General features: G+C 66.6%; 12 protein-coding genes, 1 pseudogene and 1 riboswitch. Of the genes and pseudogenes, 9 read left to right on the top strand and 4 right to left on the bottom strand.

Annotated elements, in window-relative coordinates; genetic code table 11:
• Nucleotides 1-12 precede the first annotated feature (12 nt).
• From BLS97_RS02615 to BLS97_RS02605, 3 genes are all read left to right on the top strand, one after another.
• The gene (locus BLS97_RS02615; protein ID WP_090474470.1) at nt 13-4,716 is read left to right on the top strand and encodes a LamG domain-containing protein; all 4,704 of its coding nucleotides are present in this window, start codon (nt 13-15) and stop codon (nt 4,714-4,716) included.
• A gap of 149 nt (nt 4,717-4,865) precedes the next feature.
• Nucleotides 4,866-6,344, top strand: coding sequence for a lipopolysaccharide biosynthesis protein (locus BLS97_RS02610; RefSeq protein WP_157695129.1), 1,479 nt, complete (start codon nt 4,866-4,868; stop codon nt 6,342-6,344).
• Nucleotides 6,341-7,498 carry a glycosyltransferase gene (locus BLS97_RS02605; RefSeq protein ID WP_172832197.1) on the top strand — a complete coding sequence of 386 codons (1,158 nt, stop codon included), beginning with the start codon at nt 6,341-6,343 and terminating at the stop codon, nt 7,496-7,498. Before BLS97_RS02610 ends, BLS97_RS02605 begins: the two co-directional genes overlap by 4 nt.
• On the opposite strand, the gene BLS97_RS02600 is transcribed toward BLS97_RS02605, so the two are convergent.
• Together BLS97_RS02600 and BLS97_RS02595 are read right to left on the bottom strand one after the other, a co-directional pair.
• The gene (locus tag BLS97_RS02600) at nt 7,462-8,754 is read right to left on the bottom strand and encodes an O-antigen ligase family protein (protein ID WP_090474467.1); all 1,293 of its coding nucleotides are present in this window, start codon (nt 8,752-8,754) and stop codon (nt 7,462-7,464) included. The genes BLS97_RS02605 and BLS97_RS02600 overlap by 37 nt on opposite strands.
• Nucleotides 8,755-9,014: 260 nt before the next feature.
• Nucleotides 9,015-9,977 (bottom strand): glycosyltransferase family 2 protein, encoded by a 963-nt coding sequence (locus BLS97_RS02595; protein WP_157695128.1) that lies wholly within the window; start codon nt 9,975-9,977, stop codon nt 9,015-9,017.
• Nucleotides 9,978-10,192: 215 nt separating this feature from the next.
• On the opposite strand from BLS97_RS02595, the gene BLS97_RS02590 reads away from it, so the two are divergent.
• Nucleotides 10,193-11,773 (top strand): polysaccharide biosynthesis tyrosine autokinase, encoded by a 1,581-nt coding sequence (locus tag BLS97_RS02590; protein WP_172832196.1) that lies wholly within the window; start codon nt 10,193-10,195, stop codon nt 11,771-11,773.
• A gap of 83 nt (nt 11,774-11,856) precedes the next feature.
• Here the strand turns inward: BLS97_RS02590 and BLS97_RS02585 are convergent, their stop codons facing one another.
• A complete protein-coding gene (locus BLS97_RS02585) occupies nt 11,857-12,465 on the bottom strand; it encodes an arsenate reductase/protein-tyrosine-phosphatase family protein (protein WP_090474464.1) in 609 nt (202 codons plus the stop codon).
• Between the two features lie 199 nt (nt 12,466-12,664).
• Between BLS97_RS02585 and BLS97_RS02580 the strand changes: the two genes are divergently transcribed.
• The 3 genes from BLS97_RS02580 (at nt 12,665) to BLS97_RS02570 (ending at nt 15,628) form a co-directional block, all read left to right on the top strand.
• Complete coding sequence (locus tag BLS97_RS02580) at nt 12,665-13,300, top strand: methyltransferase domain-containing protein (RefSeq protein WP_090474463.1); 636 nt, start codon at nt 12,665-12,667, stop codon at nt 13,298-13,300.
• 196 nt (nt 13,301-13,496) lie between these two features.
• Complete coding sequence (locus BLS97_RS02575) at nt 13,497-13,952, top strand: adenylyltransferase/cytidyltransferase family protein (protein WP_090474462.1); 456 nt, start codon at nt 13,497-13,499, stop codon at nt 13,950-13,952.
• A 110-nt stretch (nt 13,953-14,062) separates the two neighbouring features.
• On the top strand, nt 14,063-15,628 hold the full coding sequence (locus BLS97_RS02570; protein ID WP_090474461.1) for a sugar transferase: 1,566 nt from the start codon (nt 14,063-14,065) through the stop codon (nt 15,626-15,628).
• 10 nt (nt 15,629-15,638) lie between these two features.
• Here the strand turns inward: BLS97_RS02570 and BLS97_RS02565 are convergent, their stop codons facing one another.
• On the bottom strand, nt 15,639-16,793 hold the full coding sequence (locus tag BLS97_RS02565; protein WP_090474460.1) for a hypothetical protein: 1,155 nt from the start codon (nt 16,791-16,793) through the stop codon (nt 15,639-15,641).
• Between the two features lie 522 nt (nt 16,794-17,315).
• Between BLS97_RS02565 and BLS97_RS02560 the strand changes: the two genes are divergently transcribed.
• Entirely contained in the window at nt 17,316-18,209 is an 894-nt protein-coding gene (locus BLS97_RS02560; protein ID WP_157695127.1) for a hypothetical protein, read from the top strand.
• A pseudogene (locus BLS97_RS02555) lies at nt 18,206-18,889 on the top strand (MazG family protein); the annotation flags it as partial. The gene BLS97_RS02560 and the pseudogene BLS97_RS02555, both read left to right, overlap by 4 nt.
• Nucleotides 18,890-19,060: 171 nt before the next feature.
• A riboswitch (SAM riboswitch) is annotated at nt 19,061-19,178 on the top strand.
• Nucleotides 19,179-19,188: the final 10 nt, after the last annotated feature.

Here is a 19,188-nt window from a genome sequence, read left to right as displayed (position 1 = left end):
CAGGAGAGCACGATGAGTGTCGTCACAATGCGGCGGCGGGTCACGTCGGCGATGTCGGCGGTCGCCCTCGCCGGCGCCGCGTTGACTCTTCCGGTCGTCATGGCGCCGGCTGTCTCGGCGGCTCCGGCCCCGGTGGCCGACCGGACGGCGACCATGGTCACCGCGGACGCCCTGCCGACCACCCAGATCGATGGCGTGGCCTGGTCCCAGGTCATTCTCGGCAATCGGGTCTTCGTCGGAGGCGACTTCACGACCGCTCGTCCCTATGGTGCGGCGCCCGGGGTGGGAACGGTGCCCCGGACCAACCTGCTCGCCTACACCCTGTCCACGGGAGTGCTGGATCCGACCTTTGCCCCGGTCCTCAACGGCCAGGTCAAAGCCGTTGCCCTGTCCCCAGACGGAAGTCGTCTCTACATCGGGGGCGACTTCACCACGGTGAACGGTCAACCGAGGTCCAGGATCGCGGCGTTCGACACCACGTCCGGAGATCTGATCGCCAACTTCGCCCCCAGCATGAACCACATCGTGAACAGTCTCGTGGTCACCACCACCACGGTCTATGCCGGCGGCGATTTCACGCAGGTCAACGGGCTCTGGCGCATCCGGCTGGCGGCGATCCGGACCAGCGACGGTGCGTTGACCAGTTGGGCCCCGCAGGCCGATCTGGCCGTGTGGAGCATGGCGCTGACCCCTGACACCTCCAAGTTGATCGTTGCCGGGGCCTTCGTCAACATGAACGGTTCGGTCGCCAATGGTTCGGCCGCTCTCGACCCGGTCAATGGCACCTCGCTGCCCTGGGCGGCCAGTGCCGCCATCGTGGTCGGCGGTACGTCCTCGGCGATGACGAGTGTCACCACCGACGGTTCAGCCATGTACGTGACGGCGTACACCTATGGCGGCACCCACAATTTCGAAGGCATGGCCTCCCTCGATCCGGCCACCGGGTCGATCATCTGGCTCGAGGACTGCCACGGCGATTCCTATTCGTCCTACTCCGACGGCAAAGTGGCCTACGTCGTCGGTCACGCCCACTACTGCCTCAACGTCGGAGGGTTCAACCAGCTTTCCTCCGAGTGGCAGCGCACGTTGGCCTTCACCCACAACGCGACCGGGACGCTCCTGACCAACAAGCAGAGCGGCTACAAGGATTGGGCCGGAACCCCGAGCCCGACCATGCTGAACTGGTTCCCGACACTGCAGTCGGGCACCTTCACCGGCCAGTCCCAGGCCGCCTGGACCGTGACCGGCAACGGAGAGTACGTCATTCAGGGCGGGGAGTTTCCTGCCGTCAACAACAATCCCCAACAGGGCTTGGTGCGATTCGCCGTCCCGGCCAAGGCTCCCAACAAGCAGGGACCGAGGCTCAGCGGGGCGGACTTCCTGCCCACGGCGGCCACGGCGGTCGGTCAGGGGACTCGCGTCACCATCGGAGCCAACTGGGACCGTGACGACTCCGACCTGACCTACTCCCTGATCCGCGACGGCGACACGGCTCACCCGATCGGAACCAAGGTCGTAACCTCCCAGTTCTGGAACCTGCCGGTGGTCACTCTGGCCGATCCCGGACACGACCTCGCCCCGTCCTCGACTCACTCCTATGCCGTCGCGGTCAAGGATCGGGACGGGAACACCGTGGTCAGCGATCCGATATCGATGACCACCAACGCGGCGGCAAGCCCGTACGCGCAACTCGTACTGGCCGATCAACCGACCGGCTTCTGGCGCCTCGACGAGGCCAGCGGCAAGACCCTCTACGACTGGGCCGGCTCGGCCGACGCCGCCACCTCGACCGGGCTCACCCGTGGGACGGTCGGGGCGATCGCCGGCGACTCCGACCGGGCTACCACCTTCAGCGGTTCGAGTACCGGGTACGGCGCCGCTCCCGCGTCCGCCGTCGGGGCCAACGATCCGCTCACCCTGGAAGCCTGGGTGAAGACCACGTCATCGAGCGGCGGTGCCATCCTGGCGCTCGGCAATGCCGCCACCGGAACCTCGACCGTCACCGACCGGGTCCTGTACATGGACAACTCGGGCCGCATCCTGTTCGGGGTGAACAACGGTACCCCGCAAGCGATTTCCTCGGTGAGTACCTATCGGGACGGCGTCTGGCACCACGTCGTCGCCACCTTGGGCGGCGACGGCAGCAGCCTGTACGTCGACGGTATCCGAGTCGCTCGCAACTCCGCGTTGAACTCGGCTTCGGCATCCGCCGGCTACTGGCGCATCGGCGGCGACAATCTCACCGGATGGCCGAACAAGCCGACCAGCAATTATCTGAGCGCCGGTATCGACGAGGCCGCGGTGTATCCACGAACCTTGACCGCGCAGCAGATCGCGGCCCACGCCGTGGCCGGTGGCAAGTCGATCCCGGCGGCGCCGACCGACCCCTACGCGGCGGCCGTCTTCAACGATGGAGCCGAGACCTATTGGCGGCTCGGTGAGACGTCGGGCACCGTCGCCGCAGATTCGGGCATCTTCGCCAACAAGCCGGGCACGTACCGAGGCGGGTTCACCCTGAATCAGCCCGGCGCCATCGCCAACAGCGCCGACAAGGCGGTCAAGCTGAACGGCAGCAACGCTTTCGTCAGCAGTCAGGGCGCGGTGATCAACCCGGTCAACTTCAGCGCGGAGGCCTGGTTCAAGACGACCAGTACGGCTGGTGGCGAGATCATCGGCTTCGGCAACTCGCAGACCGGTACATCGACCTCCTACGACCGAGAGGTGTTCGCCTCCAACGACGGGAGACTCAACTTCCTGGTCGGAACGGCCAAGCTGGTCACCCCTAAGCCGTACAACGACGGGGCCTGGCACCACGTGGTCGCGAGCAGTGACAGTACGGGCCGGAATGTGTACGTAGACGGGGCCCTGGTTGTCGCCGGATCCGCCATGACCCCGTTGGTGACCACCGGCTACTGGCGGGTGGGCGGGGACTCGACCGCGGGGTCGACCAGTCGATTCCTGAACGGCACGGTCGACGAACCTGCGATCTACTACTCGGCCCTGAGCCCGGCCCAGGTGGCTGCGCACTACACGCTCGGTTCTGGCGTGGCGCCGAACCAGGCGCCGACGGCCCGCTTCACGTCGACGGCCACGGCCCTGTCCATCGCGTTCGACGGGTCGGCTTCGACCGATCCCGATGGAACCGTCGCGTCCTACTCGTGGAACTGGGGTGACGGAACGGCGGCCGGAACCGGCGCGACGCCGACGCATGTGTATGCGAGCCCGGGCAACTACCAGGTCACCCTGACTGTGACCGATGACAAGGGCGCCCTCGGGTCCTCGACCAAGACAATTGCGGCGGCGGCGAACCAGCTGCCCACCGCTGCCTTCACGTCGGTGAGGAACGGCCTCACGATCACCGTCGACGGTTCGTCGTCCGCTGATCCGGATGGATCCGTCGCCGCCTACCTCTGGAACTGGGGTGACAATTCGACGGCCGGCTCGGGCGCCACCGCCTCGCACGCATACGCCGCGGCCGGTACCTACGCCGTCAGCCTGACGGTCACAGACAATTGGGGCGGTTCGGCGACGACCACCCAGTCGATCACCGTCGCTCCGAACCAGGCGCCGGTCGCGGCCTTCACCTCCCAGGCTTCGGACCTGGTCGTGGCCGTCGACGGAACTCAGTCGGTCGATGCCGACGGCACCGTCGCGTCCTACGACTGGAACTGGGGTGACAACTCGCCGAACAGCGCGGGCGCGACGGCCAGCCACACCTACGCCCAGTCGGGGACCTACTCGATCACCCTCACGGTCACCGACAACCAGCAGGCCACCGGCACCGTGACTCACGACGTCACTGTGCTCGCAGCCAATCAACTACCGAACGCCGCGTTCACCCCCACCATCACCAACCTGTCGCTGGCGGTCGATGCCTCGGCCTCGACCGACCCGGATGGTTCCATCAGCACGTACTCCTGGAACTGGGGTGACAACACCCCAGCCGACTCCGGCGTGAGCGCGACCCACGTCTACAGCGCGGCCGGCACCTATCAGGTGACGCTGACGGTCACGGACGATCGCGGCGGCAGTGCCAGCCGTTCGACGCCGGTTACCGCCGTACTGCCCACCACCGTCGTCGGCACCGACACGTTCGGCCGGACCGTGAGCAACGGTTGGGGCAGCGCGGACACCGGCGGGGCCTGGACGTTGTCCGGGACGGCCTCTCGGTTCGCGGTCGCCGGCGGACGGGGTTCGATGAGCCTCAGCACGGCGGGGGCGGCGCTGGCCGCATATCTCAACGGGATCTCGGTCAAGGACGTCGATCTGGTCAGCAACGTGTCCTTCGACAAGACGCTGGCCGGAGCCGCCGTCTACGTCGCCCAGGACGTGCGCCGGATCAGTACGTCCAACTACCGGATCAAGGCGCGCCTCGATCCGAACGGCAGCGTTCAACTCTCCACGGTGCGAGTCGTCGGCGGCGTCGAAACCACACTCAAGACGGTGACGGTCGCCGGGCTGACCTACACGCAGAGTACGGTCCTGCGCATGCGCGTTCAGACCACCACCGACGCCACCGGCACGACTCTGTCCGGCCGGATCTGGGCTGTCGGCGCCAGCGAACCGGCGGTGGCTCAGGTCAGCAGTGTCGATACGACGGCGGCCCTGCAGGCATCGGGCGGGGTCGGGCTCTGGACCTATCTGGGATCGACGGCGACCAACGCACCTCTGACGGCGTCCTTTGACAACGTCGGGGTTATCTCGTCCGACCGTTGACGCCGGCGAGCGAACCCTTGGACCGCGGCCGGCATCGTGTGGCCGACCGGAGTACCGAGTCGGTCTCGGCACCCGCGACCTCGGCTGACCCTCTCGGACCGGAGGTCACTCCTATTGATGCGGCCGGGCCGGCGCCGGTCGAACCGCCGATGGGCGATCCGGACACCGGGTCGCCGTCGTTGGGCCGGGCCGCGGCCAGCGGGGCCGGGATCACATTGGTGTCGCAGGGCTTGCGGTTCGTCCTGCAGATCATCGCGCTGGTGGTCCTGTCCCGGTTGCTCACCCCGAGCGATTTCGGGTTGGTGGCCATGGTCACGGCGATCCTCGGGGTGGCCGAGATCATCCGAGACTTCGGTCTGTCTTCGGCGGCCATCCAGGCCAAGGAGCTGTCCGACGGTGAGCGAACCAATCTGTTCTGGGCCAACCTCGGAATCGGCACGGCCTGCGCGGCCGTGGCGGCGGCCTGCAGTCCGCTGATCGCGGCCATCTACTCCCGACCGGAGCTGACGGGGGTCACCCTGGCCCTCTCGTGGTTGTTCGTGGTCAGCGGGGCCAACACCCAGTTCCGCGCCGAACTCTCACGCAGCCTTCGGTTCCGGGCCTTGGCCGTCACCGACGTCGGCGCGCAGGCCCTCGGGATCGGAGCCGGCATCCTGTCGGCGGTCCTGGGCTTCGGATTCTGGTCGATCGTCATCCAGCAGATCGTCTTTGTCGTCGCCACCTGCGCCATCAATGTCGTGTCGTGTCGTTGGCGGCCGGGCTGGCCGCACCGCGGAATCTCGCTGCGGCGATTCTTCAAGTTCGGGGCCGGTCTGCTGGGAATGCAGGTGATGGGCTACGCCACCAACAATGTCGACACCGTCGCGCTCGGGTCGGTCTGGGGCGCAGGGCCGGTCGGCCTCTACAGCCGGGGCTACCAACTGTTGATGGTGCCGTTGTCCCAGGTGAGCAACGCCCTGCTGCGGGTCGTGCTTCCGGTCCTGTCACGAGTGCAGGACGACGACGAGACCTATCTGCGGTATGTGCGGCGGGCCCAGCTGCTGTGCTGCTACGGGTTCGGGTTGTCCTTCGCGGTGGCGGCCGGGCTCTCGGGCCCGCTGGTCGCCGTGCTCTTCGGCGCGGCCTGGTCCGGCGTCGCGCCGATCTTCGCGTTGCTGGCCATCGGCGGCATCTTCCGGGGGCTGGCTCAGACCACGTACTGGATCACCCTGTCGAAAGGTCTGACCGGATCGCAGTTGAGATTCTACTTGCTGGCCCGCCCGTTCATGATCATCTCGATCCTGGCCGGATTACCTTGGGGCGCAGTCGGTGTCGCTGCCGGACATTCATTCGCGTTCATGGTCGAATGGGCCGCATCGCTGTGGTGGATGGGCCGGTCGGCCGGGATCGACTACCGGCCGTTGTTGCGCCGCGCCCTGCGGAGCGTGCTGCTCGTCTGTGTCCCGGCCGGCCTGATCGCCCTGGCCGGATCGATGCTGCCCGTTCCGGCGGTTCTGCGGTTGGTGCTGGGGGCGCTGGCGGCGGCCGGATACGTGGTCGGGTTGGCCGTGGTCTCCAGTACGGAGCGGGCCGACCTGCGGCTGATGGCCGACTTCGTCCAGCGCGCCACGGGTCGGGGCCGGCCGTGACGGCGGCCGCTGCCACCGGGTCCGACCGGCCCGCGGTCGCGATCTGGCGCACCGACTGGTTGCCGGCCTCGGAGACCTTCATCGTGGACCAGATCGCGGCCTTGGCCCGGTGGCGCCCGATCACCGTTGGCCTGCGCCGGGTGACCGACGGATTTCCGATCATCCCGGATCTGGCCCCTTTCGACCGTCGAGTGCTGTCGCGGGCCGCGCATCGGGCCGACGCGATCCTGGGCTACCGGTTCCCGTACGACCGCTGGCTGGCCCGGCACGAGGTGCGGGTCCTGCACGCGCATTTCGGCCCAGGGGCCATCCGGGTTCTCCCCATCGCCATGCGGAATCGGCTGCCCCTGGTCGCTACCTTTCACGGCTTCGACGCCACCAGCGAGCCGGCCCGGACGGACGAGGCCGGGCGGCGATATCGGGCCGGTCTCGTCCGGCTGTTCTCCGGGTGCACCCGGTTGATCGCGGTATCGGAGTTCATCGCTGAGCGGCTGATCGAGTTGGGCGCGCCCGAGTCCAAGGTGATCGTCCACCACATCGGCGTACCCACCGATCGGGGACCGCAGTTCGATGACCGGAGCCGGCGATCGGGCATCACCTTCGTCGGCCGGCTCCGTGAGCAGAAGGGAATCCGCCACCTCATCGAGGCGGTGGCCGCGCTGCCGGACGACCTTCGGTCGTCCACACCGGTGCGGGTGATCGGAACGGGTGAACTGCGCGCAGAACTAGGACAATTGGCCGACCGGAGGCGGGTGAACGTGCAGTGGTTGGGCCGCCTGTCGCCGGAACAAGTGGCCGTCGAACTCGAGCACACGGCGGTGTTCTGTGGGCCCTCGATCACCCACGACGGTGCCACTGAAGGCTTCGGGACGGTCTATCTGGAGGCGGCCCTCCACTCCGCGCCGGTCGTGGCCTACGCGAGTGGGGGAGTGGTGGAATCGGTCGCGAACGGAATCACCGGCTTGTTGGTCCCGGAAGGGGATGTCGTCGGCCTGTCCGGCCAACTGCGGACCCTGTTGACCGATACCGACCGGGCCCGTCAGCTCGGCCGGGCCGGCCGCGAACGAGTCCTCCGGTCGTTCGACATCCGTCAGCAGACGGCCGAGCTGGAGCGCATCTACGACGAGACCATCGCGGACTCGGCGGCCACCTGATGCTGCGGTCCGGGTCGCAGTGTGTCGGCGACCGGGTTCGCCACCAACGCCATGATCATCCAGAGCAGTGGTCCGGACACCGTCTCGACGCCGAGCGAACTGAACGTCTCCGGGATGATCAGCATCATCACTCCGGCCAGGAAGGCCCCGCGAACGCACCGGGCGAACAACGAGCGGAACACGAGAACCAATTGGGTGCCGAAGTAGATGGTTGTGACGACTATCCCGACCCCAACGGCGTACATCAGGTAGGCGCTCTCCAATGACGTCCCGAGGCCACCGATGCGGGCGGCACGATAACTCGTCGTGATGCCGTCACCGAAATACAGGAACTGGGTCCAGTTGTCGGTGAAGAAGGTCCAGGCCGCAGTCCGGGCGGCGGCCGATCCGGTGTCATCCAACAGCCGGCTCTGCAGTCCGGCGAAGATGGGCGACGTGACCAACAGATAGGAACCGAGCGCGATGGACAACCCGACCACGATCTTCGCCGAGGCGCCGGCCCTTGATCGGATCATCACGTAGATCAGACCAACGGGGACCAGGACGGCGGCCGTGCGCGACTGAGTGATCAACGTTGCCACCGCCAGCAGGCTCAGCAGGGAGATCTGCACCACCGACCGCCGGAGGCCGGCGATCAGCGGAACGGCGCCGCAAAGTACCAGGGACAACACCAAGGGATGATCGGTCGTCCCCATCCAGCGGTCCCAGGTGGCTGGATTGAACCAGTACTCGGTCAGGAACTGCGACCGGTAGAAGATGACCGAACCGGCGAAGTACTGCAGGATGGCCAACACCGCCTGGACGGCGGCGAGACCGATGATCCAGTTCCGCAGCAGTATCAACTCGCTCGGCCGAGCGGCGATCCCGGCCCCGACCAGCCAGAACATGAGCACCGGGACCAGCATCTGGTCGACCGCCAGCACGGAGCCGGCGGGTTGGCTGCCCAGCCGCGTGATCACCACGGCGGCCAGGATCGCGAACAGCAGTGCCAGGTACGTCACGTAACGACGGGCCAACTCGGCGAAGAACGTACTCGGATGACGGAACATCTGCACGACGCAGGCGAACAGCACGAGCCAGGTCGCGGGCTGATAGGACAGACTGCCTTCGGAGCGCCCGGTGAACAAATGCCCGGCGACTCCCGGAACGAACATCCAGAACGTCAGGGCCAGGATGGCCAATACCGCCGGACGACGATGAAGTACGGCGGCCAAGCCGAGGCAGAAGGCCGCCCACACCGCGAGCAGCATGGTCATCAACCTCCGTCATGTCGGGCCGGGTCCCACGTCAGCCGAGCGACACCCATATGCGCTAGGAAGTCGCATCGGCGTCTCCCGACCGAGAAGCGTGCGCCGGACGGGCGGCCGGCCGATTCGGCCATCCTAACGGCCGTCTCCCCATGGGTCAGGGTGCTCGCGATCGCCGGGGCCACGGGTGGAGCCCGGCTGAGAGAGCGCCCCAGGGTCGGTCGTTCCCGGCTCCGACTTCGCAGGGAGCCGGGAAGAATGGGGGATGATCACCGGGACCGGGGCGTCGCCCGAGGCGCGTCGCGGCCGTATTCGATCTTGGTCACGCCGTAAGCACCGATCAACATGCCCCATGCACTGGCCAGGGCCAGGTCGCCCCGAGCCTGGTCGCTCACCTGTCCGGTCAGCGTGCCCTTCACCCGTCGGGCGAGTCCCTGGACCGCCCGGAGGGCGGCCCGGGCCGTCAGGTCGGCCCGCTCCCGGATGGGCCGGTCGGCCAGCGCGATCGCGACGCGGCTCCAGTCGTTGCTGGTGCGCACGGTGCGTCGCCGGACCCATCTGCGGCTCAACCGACTGCTCGGAACGTCCTCGATCACGCGTGCCGTAGCGCACCACCGAATCTCGAGGCCGCGGCGAACCATCTCGTGGGTGAGCATGGTGTCGCTTCCGCCACTCAGCCCGAATTCCGGCGCGAAGCGCAGACCGGTCCGACGAAGCTGGCCCAGGTCCAGCAGGAGGTTGTTGCTGGCCGCGCCGCCCAGTCGCTGTCCGTCGGCCCGATCGATCGGGTCGAATACTCCGCTGGCGACGATCCAGGGTTCCGGCGTGGTCGCGAATCGCGAGTGGACCGGACCGGCCACTGCCGCGCATCCCCATCGTTGCCACGCCGACACCAGTTCGACCAGCCAGTTCGAACATGGCATCTCGTCGTCGTCGAGGAAGACGAGCAGATCGGATCCGACGGCTTCGTCGATCGCCCGGTTCCGGGCCGCCGCGATTCCCGGTGTCGGCTCGCATACATAGTGGACCAACGGACCCAGCCACGAACTCATGGCATCCTCCGCAGAACGGCCAGCGTCGTTGTCGACCACCACGATCCGCGCCGGTGGGGCAAGCCGGGACGCCTGTTCGGTCAGAGCCGGGAGCACCGACGCCAATCGGTCGACGCGTTGGTAGGTCGCCATGGCCACCGTCACCGTCGGGAATGAACGACCACCGACGGACGCGGACACCGGGTCAACCTTTCTCCTCGCGCGGCTGGATGAGGGTCGTGCGCTCGGAGACCCGTCGCCAAAGCCTGCCCGTGGCTGTCGGACACCAACCTTACTCGACTGGCCGGAAAAGGCCCGTAGACTCCGATCAGGGTTCTGCTGTCGCCCACGTAGCCGACGGCAATTCCTCGGTGCTGGGGGACTCCCTCACGGCTCTGCGAAGAACGGGACATTGCATGGAATTGCGAACCTACGTGGCGGCCTTGCGCAAGTTGTGGTGGGCGATAGTGCTCGTCACCGTCGTCGGGGCGGGGACGGGCGCTTACCTGGCCTACCGGCAGACCCCGATGTACGCCACCACGGTGACCTTCTTCGCGACCACGCAAACGACTTCCGCGTCCAGTAGTTCAGCCTTCGCCGGCGACCAGTTCGCACAGCAGCGGGTGAACACCTATGTCTACCTGCTGTCCAGTGATCGGCTGGCGCGGTTGGTGATCGCCGCATCGAAAGTGGACCTGAGCGTGGAGAAGGTGGAGTCCAGCATCAGCGGCGCCTCGCAGTTGAACACGGTCCTGCTGACCGCGACTGTCACCGACTCGGTCCCCTCCCGCTCCGAAGCCGTCGCCGACGCGCTGGCCACCCAGTTCCCTGCCCTCGTGAACACGATCGAGAGTGCCAACGGGACGAGGACCGCCTTGGTACACCTCGACGTCGTCGACGGGCCTCACCTGAATCCGAAGCCGGTGAGCCCTCGCACCAAGCTCTACATCGCCCTCGGAACGCTCATCGGCCTCGCGATCGGCGTCATCGTGGCCCTGCTCCGAGAACTGCTGGACACCACCGTCCGGTCGGTCCATGGACTCAGTACGTTGACCGACGTCCCGGTGCTCGGGGTGATCAACTCGGACTCAGCAACCAAGAGGTCCCCTCTGATAGTGCAGGCCGGATCGCAGTCGGTTCGGGCCGAGATGTTCCGACAACTTCGTACGAGCCTGCAGTTCGTCGACGTGGACCAGCCGGCGTCGGTGATCGTGGTGACCTCATCGGTCGAGAAGGAGGGGAAGTCGACCACCGCGGCCAATCTGGCCATCGCCTTCGCCGATGCCGGACGGAGAGCCTTGCTGATCGATGCCGACCTGCGTCGGCCGAAGATTGCCGACTACCTGGGGCTGGAAGGCGCCGTCGGGTTGACGAACGTGCTGGCCAACCAGGTCGACGTGGACGTGGTGCTGCAGACCTGGGGCGCCAGTGGTCTGACCGTGCTGGTCAGCGGTTCGATCCCGCCCAATCCTTCGGAATTGTTGGGCAGTCAGCACATGGTCGATCTGACCGCGGACCTGCGGACGAAATTCGACGTGATCATCATCGACACGCCGCCGTTGCTGCCGGTCACCGACGCGGCGGTCGCCGCGACCTTCGCCGACGGTGCGGTCATCGTGGTGAAGCACGGCAAGACCAAACGAAGCATGGTCTCGCGTTCGGTCCACAGCCTGCGGGCGGTGGACGCCCGGATCCTCGGGACGGTCCTCAACTTCGCCCCGACAAAAGGAGCGGATGCCCAACGCGGTTACGGTCCGTACGGCTACGCCTCCGCGGCGACGATCGACGAAGCGGGCGCTGAGCCCCGAACCCGGCGCCGATCGGCGTCGAGAACCAAGTCGTCCGACCGGACCGGCGAGTCGGACGCACCGAAGCAGGCCTGGGCCGGCCCCAGGACCGAAGCGGGCGAGGCCGATTCCAGCTCGGACGCTGCACCTGACAACTCGGGCCCCGACGGTCCGGTCACCGGCACCGAAGAGCGGGCGGCGCGCGCCTGACCGGAAGCGCACGGTCACGGGACGTGTGGGGCCCGGGCACTCGTCCCACCGGCTCGACTGCGTCTCCTGTCTCGATCGGGACGTCAATCCAGCGCGTGTCGACGCACCCTCGACGGTGGTCGACCGTCTGTCGCGAACGCGGAGCCTACGGCGTCCTGGATCAACTCCGCAGCGCGTCTCACGCGCCGGAGGGATCGTCCGGCCGGGTCAGGAATGTCGTCGTCGACCAACCGGCCCGCGGCTACGACGCTGCGTTGCGAGATGGCCAGCTCGAGCAGCTCACCACCGGACGTCGCCGTGGGCCGGTCGGCGGCCGAACCGACCAGGCGAGCGAACTGCCGGATGGTGAAGGTGCGATGGAGAACGACCGGGTGGAGGGAAACCACCTGCGACCGGTTGACGCGATCTGCCGTGAGGACGAGGTCGGCGGCATCGAGCATCTCCGGTGTGACCCGGGTGGTGAGGAAACCATCGTGGGGGACTTCCAAGCTCGTCAGCACGCGATCGGCCCACGGGTGCATCGGCAACCCGTCGGCGGCCTGGACCCCCGCCGAACGAACAGCTACGTCGGGCGGCCCGCCCGGGTGGACCGACACAGCCTGGCGGATCAGCATCTCGGCCATCGGCGAACGGATCTGGTTGGCGTGACACACCACCAGAACTTGAAACGAGCCTGTCGACTCGGGTGCCATGCCGCGAGCGTAGCGGACCACAATGGCGAGAACAACGCCATACGGCCGAAGGACGGAAATTCAGCATTTCGCATCCGTCATCGGAACCCGGTTTCCCGCGCGCCGACCGCCAGGTGGCTGTAACATGCCGACAATTGTTGGGATCACAGGAAATTGACCGTTCGGTCCTGATCGGGCGGCGGACCAGTGGGAGGTTCCAATGCGCCGGATCATGAGGACTGCGGTACTTGCCTTCAGTAAGCGCAATCGTCAGAAGAAGGCCCGACTCATTCTGAAGTTCATGGCCGACAACGGAGTTCACAATGCGATCTTCGTCGGCTGCAGTCCCGGTGGTAACGCAAACGAACGTATTGTTGAACGCGCTGTGGCCGACCACGCCGACGTTCTGGCGGCCTGCGACATCCTGAGCGCGCCCGGTGCGTGGCGCTTCGTCCTGGCCGACGGTCGCGCCCTCCCGTTTCGCGACGGGGCTACCGACCTGGTGGTGGCCAACGCGGTCATCGAACATGTCGGGCAGGCGGACGAACAACGCACCTTCGTGCGGGAGCAGACGCGGGTGGCCCGGAACTGGGTCATCACGACCCCAAATCGATGGTTTCCCGTCGAATCCCACACCTCGGCGATATTTCGTCATTGGTCGACCGCTTGGCGCGATCGTCATGCCGAGTTCACCCGCCTACTGTCGCTCCGCGAGTTCTCCGACCTGCTGCCCGCCGGTGCCGTGGTGCACGGGAGGCCGTGGTCGGCCACCTTCACGGCCTTCTATCGGGCTCCGCGGGCGGCGACGACTGAGCAACCGGTTCGCCTCCGGGCGGCTCAGCAGGACAGAGAGTAACCTTCGAGACACACAGAGCCCTCGTCGGCCTCCCCTGACGGGGGACAGTTAACCCGTTCGAGGCATTCTCTCGCCGCGATCGCCACCGTCGGTTACGATACGGTCATCCGTAGAGCCGTCAGTTGTCGGGGCTGATGAGTCAGGGACCGTCCGGTCCCCTGGGCTCGTGGACCGAGCTGGCGAGAGGACCGACGCAGTGGCAATCCGGATCGGGTACGCACCCGGCGCGTACGACCTGTTTCATGTTGGGCACCTGAATATCCTGCGGCAGGCCAAGGCGCGCTGCGACTTCCTGGTTGCGGGCGTCGTTACGGACGAGATCTGCGCGCTGACGAAGGGTCGGCTGCCGGTGATCCCGTTGCCGGAACGCATGGAGATCGTTCGCAACATTTCTTACGTCGACGAGGTGTATGCGGAGCGGACGACCGAGAAGCTGGACTCCTGGCGGGATCTCGGATTTACGCATCTTTTCAAGGGTGATGACTGGCGGGGTACTCCCAAAGGGCTCAAGTTGGAGTCGGATTTTGCCTCGGTCGGAGTCGAGATCGTGTATTTCCCGTACACGGTGCACACGTCCAGTTCGATGCTGCGCCGAGTGCTGAATGCGACCGCCGGGCCGGATACGGACGAACTGGCTGTCATCTCCGGTTGAGCCGCGGTCTCCCGTCGCGACGCCCGTCCGCTGTCGAACATCCAATGAACTGTTTTCGAGAACGACAAGAGCTTTCGTGCTTGCCACATCCAACTGAGGGGAGGTGAACGATGACTCTCAGCACAAGCCCGCGGTCAGCGCAGGTGCCGGCCGACGGGCGGCCGCTTCCCGCGTCGGACGAACGCGGCGCCCTCCGTGCGGGCGCCCCGGCCGACGCGGCCTCTCGTGGGCTGCCATGGGCGCGGCGGTACGCCATCGGGCTGTTCGTCTCGGATGTGGTCGTCGTGACCTGGGCCGCCGTCGGGGCGCACACCATTCGCCTCGGATCGTTGACCACTCGGGTTTCTCGGGCTCCGGACCAGACCGGCTACGTGTTACTGACGGTCGGCCTGGTTCTGCTGTGGCTGGTCGGATTGCACTGGGGCGGGTCACGGGAGAAGTCGGTGCTCGGCTACGGGCCCGAGGAATACAAACGCGTCGTGCAGAGCACGGTCACCCTCTTCGGGTTGGTGGCGATCTGTTCCTACGTCTTCGACCTGAATCTGCCGCGTGTATATGTGCTGGTGGTGATGCCGGCCGGATTGGTGGCGCTGACTCTTTCGCGCTTCATCTGGCGTCGGTGGCTGCACGCCAAGCGGTTGGCCGGCGAGTACCAGTCGAAGGTCCTGGTGGTCGGAAACGTGCATTCGGCCACCGAATTGACCAGGTCCCTGCGGAGGGCCCCGCTGGCCGGATACCGGGTGATCGGTATCTGCACGAGCGTGACGGCCGCCGATCAGCACGCGGTGACCCAACAGGGCGGCACGATGTCGGTCGACGGGTTCCCCGTCCTGGGAACGCTGACCGATGTGGCCGGTGTCGCCACTGCCTGCGGGGCCGATGTGGTCGCCGTGACAGCCACTGCGTCGTTCAGCCCGGACATGGTCCGAAAGCTCGGGTGGGAGCTTGAAAGTACTGACATCGACCTGGTGCTGGCGCCAGCCCTGACCAACATCGCCGGTCCGCGGGTGCACACCACTCCGATCGCCGGACTGCCGTTGATCCACGTCGACCGCCCGACGTATCGGGGCGCCAATCGCATTGTCAAGAAGTCTTTCGATATCGTCGGGGCGCTGGTTCTGATCCTGCTGTTGTCGCCGGTGCTGCTGGGCTTGGCGGTGTCGATCAAGCTCACCGACCGCGGCTCGATATTCTTTCGGCAGGAGCGGGTGGGCCTCAACGGGAAGTCGTTCCGGATGGTCAAGTTCCGATCCATGGTGCCCAATGCCGAGGATCTGTTGGCCGATCTCCGCCGGAGCAGTCGGGATGCCGGGAACGACATCTTGTTCAAGCTGCGCGACGACCCTCGGGTGACCAAGATCGGTCGTGTTCTACGACGCTTCAGCCTGGACGAGCTGCCTCAGTTGTTCAATGTCCTCAAGGGCGACATGAGCCTGGTCGGCCCCCGTCCGCCTCTTCGGACCGAGGTGGACGTCTATGGCGATGATGCCAGGCTTCGGTTGCTGGTGAAGCCCGGCATGACCGGCCTGTGGCAGGTGTCCGGGCGGTCCAACCTGACGTGGGAGGAAACCGTCCGGCTGGACGTGTATTACGTCGAGAACTGGTCCATCACCGGTGATCTGGTGATCCTGTGGAAGACCGCCAAAGCCGTCGTCGCGTCATCCGGAGCCTACTGAGCCGGGCGGCTCAGTCGATTCGGATGCCCCCGGTGAAGCTCACCGTGAACGTCTGATCCTTCATGCTGGACGGCACGCTCGCGCACGACGGATCGAAGAGATTGGTTCCCAGTCCGGCGATGGTGATGCCGCTCTTGTAGCGGATCTGGTAGCGGGAACTGCTGCCGTAGTTGTACTGATCCATGCCGAATCGGTTGCTCGAGATCGTTCCGAAGTTCGCCCCGACTTCGCCCGACGAGGACGACTGGAAGGATGCCGTGCCGCCTTCGAACCAGTTCTGGGTGATGGTCGCATTCGTGATCTGACCCGAGTCGGGCGACGCGGTGATGCCGGCGCCCCAACGGCGATTCCAGGATCCGGTCGCCGGGTCGATCGCCGGGATGCCATGGATTCCGTCATTGGTACCGAGCTGCACGTACGACGAGAAGTAGTTGCCGCGGATCATGTATGGTCCCGCACCGCCGGAGATCTGGATGCCGTCGTTGTGTTCCCAGTAGGGGTGGTAGGCGTCCGAGGCATGGTCGACCGAGTTGTTGAAGAAATAGAGATCATGGATGTAGTTGCCGGTTGCCGTCAGTGACGCACCGGACACGTTGAGGCCATCGGCGACGGCCGAGATGTTGCAGCGGTTCACTGTGACCGAAGCCCCACTGCGCACCGAGACGCCGTTGCACCAGTACATGTTCGTCGCGGTGGCCGCAAACGTGCATCGGTCGATCAGCACGTTGGTGGCCGCTGATGATCGGCAGTCGACCAGTCCGTAGGTGACGAATGCGCCCGAAGCGGGTCCGCGGAACTCGCAGTTGCGGAAGGTGACGTTGGCCGCTCGCACGTACACATAGTTGCGGAACCGCTTGTTGGTGATGACGGCCCCGGCCACCGAGGCGGTGAAAGCGCCGGTGACGTCCACCAGGCTGGTGCCGGCCGGCACGCCGGTGGTGCTGGCATCCGGCTTGGTGGTCCCCAGGACGAAGGTGGTCCCGATGCTCTGCGACACCGCATCGATGATGTTGATGGTGGGCGTGGTGCCGGCCGCGGCCGTGCCGCCGAGGCGGGGGAAGGCCAGAACGCCGACGCCGATGGGTACGGCTGTGAAGGCAAGCCGAAGAACATTCCGACGGTTGAACGTGCGGGGGGCGCGGGCGTCGGAACCGGGTGTAGTCACTGGAGGCCTCTCGAGGTCTGTCTGTTTGCGGCTTCTTGTTCGATCTCGGCAACCTGCGGTCGGCCCTCGTCCCGTTGCTCTGGGTAAGCTCTTCTGTCAGCAGCAGTGCGTTGTTGCTAACTGTAATCTATGGTCTACGGAACGTCACCTTGTCCCGACCTGGGCGTAGCGTGCCCATGGCTACAGAGCGTGTGTTGGGTGGCGCAAAGTGCTACTGAGTGTGCTTTGGATCTTGAACACTCAGCGTGATGGCTACGGACCGCAACCAATCGGCGGCGTCGGACCGCAGGCGGGGTTGAAGGTGTGGGAAAGACCACCCGACGGTGTGAGCGGATCCGGAGTCGACCGGCTGGATAAGTCGGCTCGGTCACTTCCGGTCAACGTGCCGCCGGCTGACCCGGTCACGACCATGGCCGTGGTGGCCCGTAAAGCCGGGGACGGTGGGCCGCCCCCGAGGGGCTGTGGCAGGCTGAGCCAGGCATCGTCCGGCAATCCTCGGAGGTCAGGCTCGTGGTACTGCAGATGGCTCGTCGTGGAGCCGGAGGGCGCCGCCGCATGCTGGGGCTCGGGATGGCCGTGTTGTTGATGACCAGCAGCGCGTGTTCGGTGGTCCGCGAGTCGGGCTCGGCCGCGGTTGTCGGGCCGAGTGCCATCAGCGAGTCCACGATCCAGCAGCAGAGCGCTGCGTTCATCGACGAACTCGGTCAGGGCAGTCTGGATGACTCGCAGCGAGCCCAGGTGAATCGACTCCAACTGACCTTTCAGGTCCGGCACTTGTTGATCGAGCGAGCTGCGGCGGCCGCAGGCGTGACGGCAACCGCGAGCGAGGTGTCCGCGGCGCAGGCGCAGTTCTCGACGCAGAAGGTCATCCCGTCGCTGAATCTGCAGAGCGCGGACCTGCCGACGCTGTCCAGGGATTACGTGTTGCTCGGCAAACTGGCTCGAGGGATACCCGCAGCCGGTGTGACCGTGCCGGACGTCAGCGTGGTGGTCGACGGCGTGCCGACGGCGACCCGTGATGCGGCAGTGGCCAAACTGGCGGTCTACAGCGCCGACCCGGCCAGGCTGACCGCCGACGTCGCCGCGGCCGGCCAAGGGGGAGTGTCCAACCGCCAATTCAATCTGCTGACTACCCCCAGTGCCGGCTCGGCGGGGCTGTACAGCGCGGCCAACGGATCGTTCATCATCCTGCCGACGAACGGGTCGTACCTGGTTGCCCGGATCAGCCAGCGGAAAGTCTCCACCGCCCACCTCACGGCGGCGACCCTGCAGGCTGCCCAGTCCGCCTCCGACTTCTTCGATCTCGCCATCCTGATGGTGCCGACCAGCACTGATGAGCCGGTCTCGGTGAATCCGCGTTTCGGGTCCTGGGATCCGGTCAGCCGGCAGGTCGTTGCGCTCAACGGTGGCCTGTGAGCAGTCCCGAGTCACCCCTGCGGCAAGCAGTCGAGGTCATGGACCGGTTGCGGTCGCCCGGCGGTTGCCCGTGGGACGCCGAGCAGACCCACGCCTCCCTCGGGCGGTACCTGGTCGAGGAGACCTACGAGTTGCTCCAGGCCATCGAGGACGAGGACGAGGTGGCCATCCGTGAAGAACTCGGGGACGTACTGCTCCAGGTCCTCTTCCACGCCCGCATCGCCGCCGAACGCGACCGTGCGCTCGGTGGCTTCGACGTGGATGATGTGGCCGCAGATCTGGTCGACAAGCTGATCCGGCGCCATCCGCACGTCTTTGCCGGGGCGGAGCCGATCCAGGATGCGGCCGACCAGCAGGTGCGGTGGGACGAGCTGAAGAAGGCCGAACACGGCCGGTCGTCCGTCGTGTCCGGGGTGGCTCTCGGGCAGCCGGCGGTGGCCCTGGCCGCGAAGCTCGGGGCGCGGGCCGCGAGGTTCGGGGTCGAGATCGATCCGCCGACCGGAGACTCGCCGGCCGAGCAGATCTTCCGCATCGCCTACGCGGCCGGCGCTGCCGGCGGCGATCCGGAATCGGAGCTCAGAGCCGTGGCCAAGGCGCACGCCGCCCGCCTGGCCGACACGGAGACCGCCGCCGCCGACCAGGCGCCCGTCACCGTCAGTCCCCACCACGTGGCGCGCTGACCCAACCCCCGGACCGGTGCGGCCGACCGCGGGGCGACGCCCTCCGGCGCCATGGCCAGAGCCGCGAACACGAGCACCGACCGGATCTGCCCCGCCGGCGTGAGTTCGGTCCCCGGCGCATTAACCCGTATTCCCTGCGGGCGGGAAACGGTGCCCGGTATGCTCGGGGCAGGTCTTGAGTTCCAGCACACAGCCCCGGCTTGCTGGGCGGCAACCCTCCACTCGCGGTGGGGTGCCCCGGGTGATGACCTGGCTGTTCGTTGCACCTGACGAATAGCAAGCGCGGGCCCGCCAGCGGC

This window comes from Nakamurella panacisegetis, assembly GCF_900104535.1.
GTDB lineage: Bacteria > Actinomycetota > Actinomycetes > Mycobacteriales > Nakamurellaceae > Nakamurella > Nakamurella panacisegetis.
This window is presented reverse-complemented; position numbering and strand designations above follow the sequence as displayed.

What these genes read in the sequence shown, in the direction of transcription:
- BLS97_RS02615 (WP_090474470.1), top strand. Translation starts at nt 13, where the DNA reads ATGAGTGTCGTCACAATGCGGCGGCGGGTCACGTCGGCGATGTCGGCG.
- BLS97_RS02610 (WP_157695129.1), top strand. Translation starts at nt 4,866, where the DNA reads ATGGGCGATCCGGACACCGGGTCGCCGTCGTTGGGCCGGGCCGCGGCC.
- BLS97_RS02600 (WP_090474467.1), bottom strand. Translation starts at nt 8,754, where the DNA reads ATGACCATGCTGCTCGCGGTGTGGGCGGCCTTCTGCCTCGGCTTGGCC.
- BLS97_RS02590 (WP_172832196.1), top strand. Translation starts at nt 10,193, where the DNA reads ATGGAATTGCGAACCTACGTGGCGGCCTTGCGCAAGTTGTGGTGGGCG.
- BLS97_RS02585 (WP_090474464.1), bottom strand. Translation starts at nt 12,465, where the DNA reads ATGGCACCCGAGTCGACAGGCTCGTTTCAAGTTCTGGTGGTGTGTCAC.
- BLS97_RS02580 (WP_090474463.1), top strand. Translation starts at nt 12,665, where the DNA reads ATGCGCCGGATCATGAGGACTGCGGTACTTGCCTTCAGTAAGCGCAAT.
- BLS97_RS02570 (WP_090474461.1), top strand. Translation starts at nt 14,063, where the DNA reads ATGACTCTCAGCACAAGCCCGCGGTCAGCGCAGGTGCCGGCCGACGGG.
- BLS97_RS02560 (WP_157695127.1), top strand. Translation starts at nt 17,316, where the DNA reads ATGGCTCGTCGTGGAGCCGGAGGGCGCCGCCGCATGCTGGGGCTCGGG.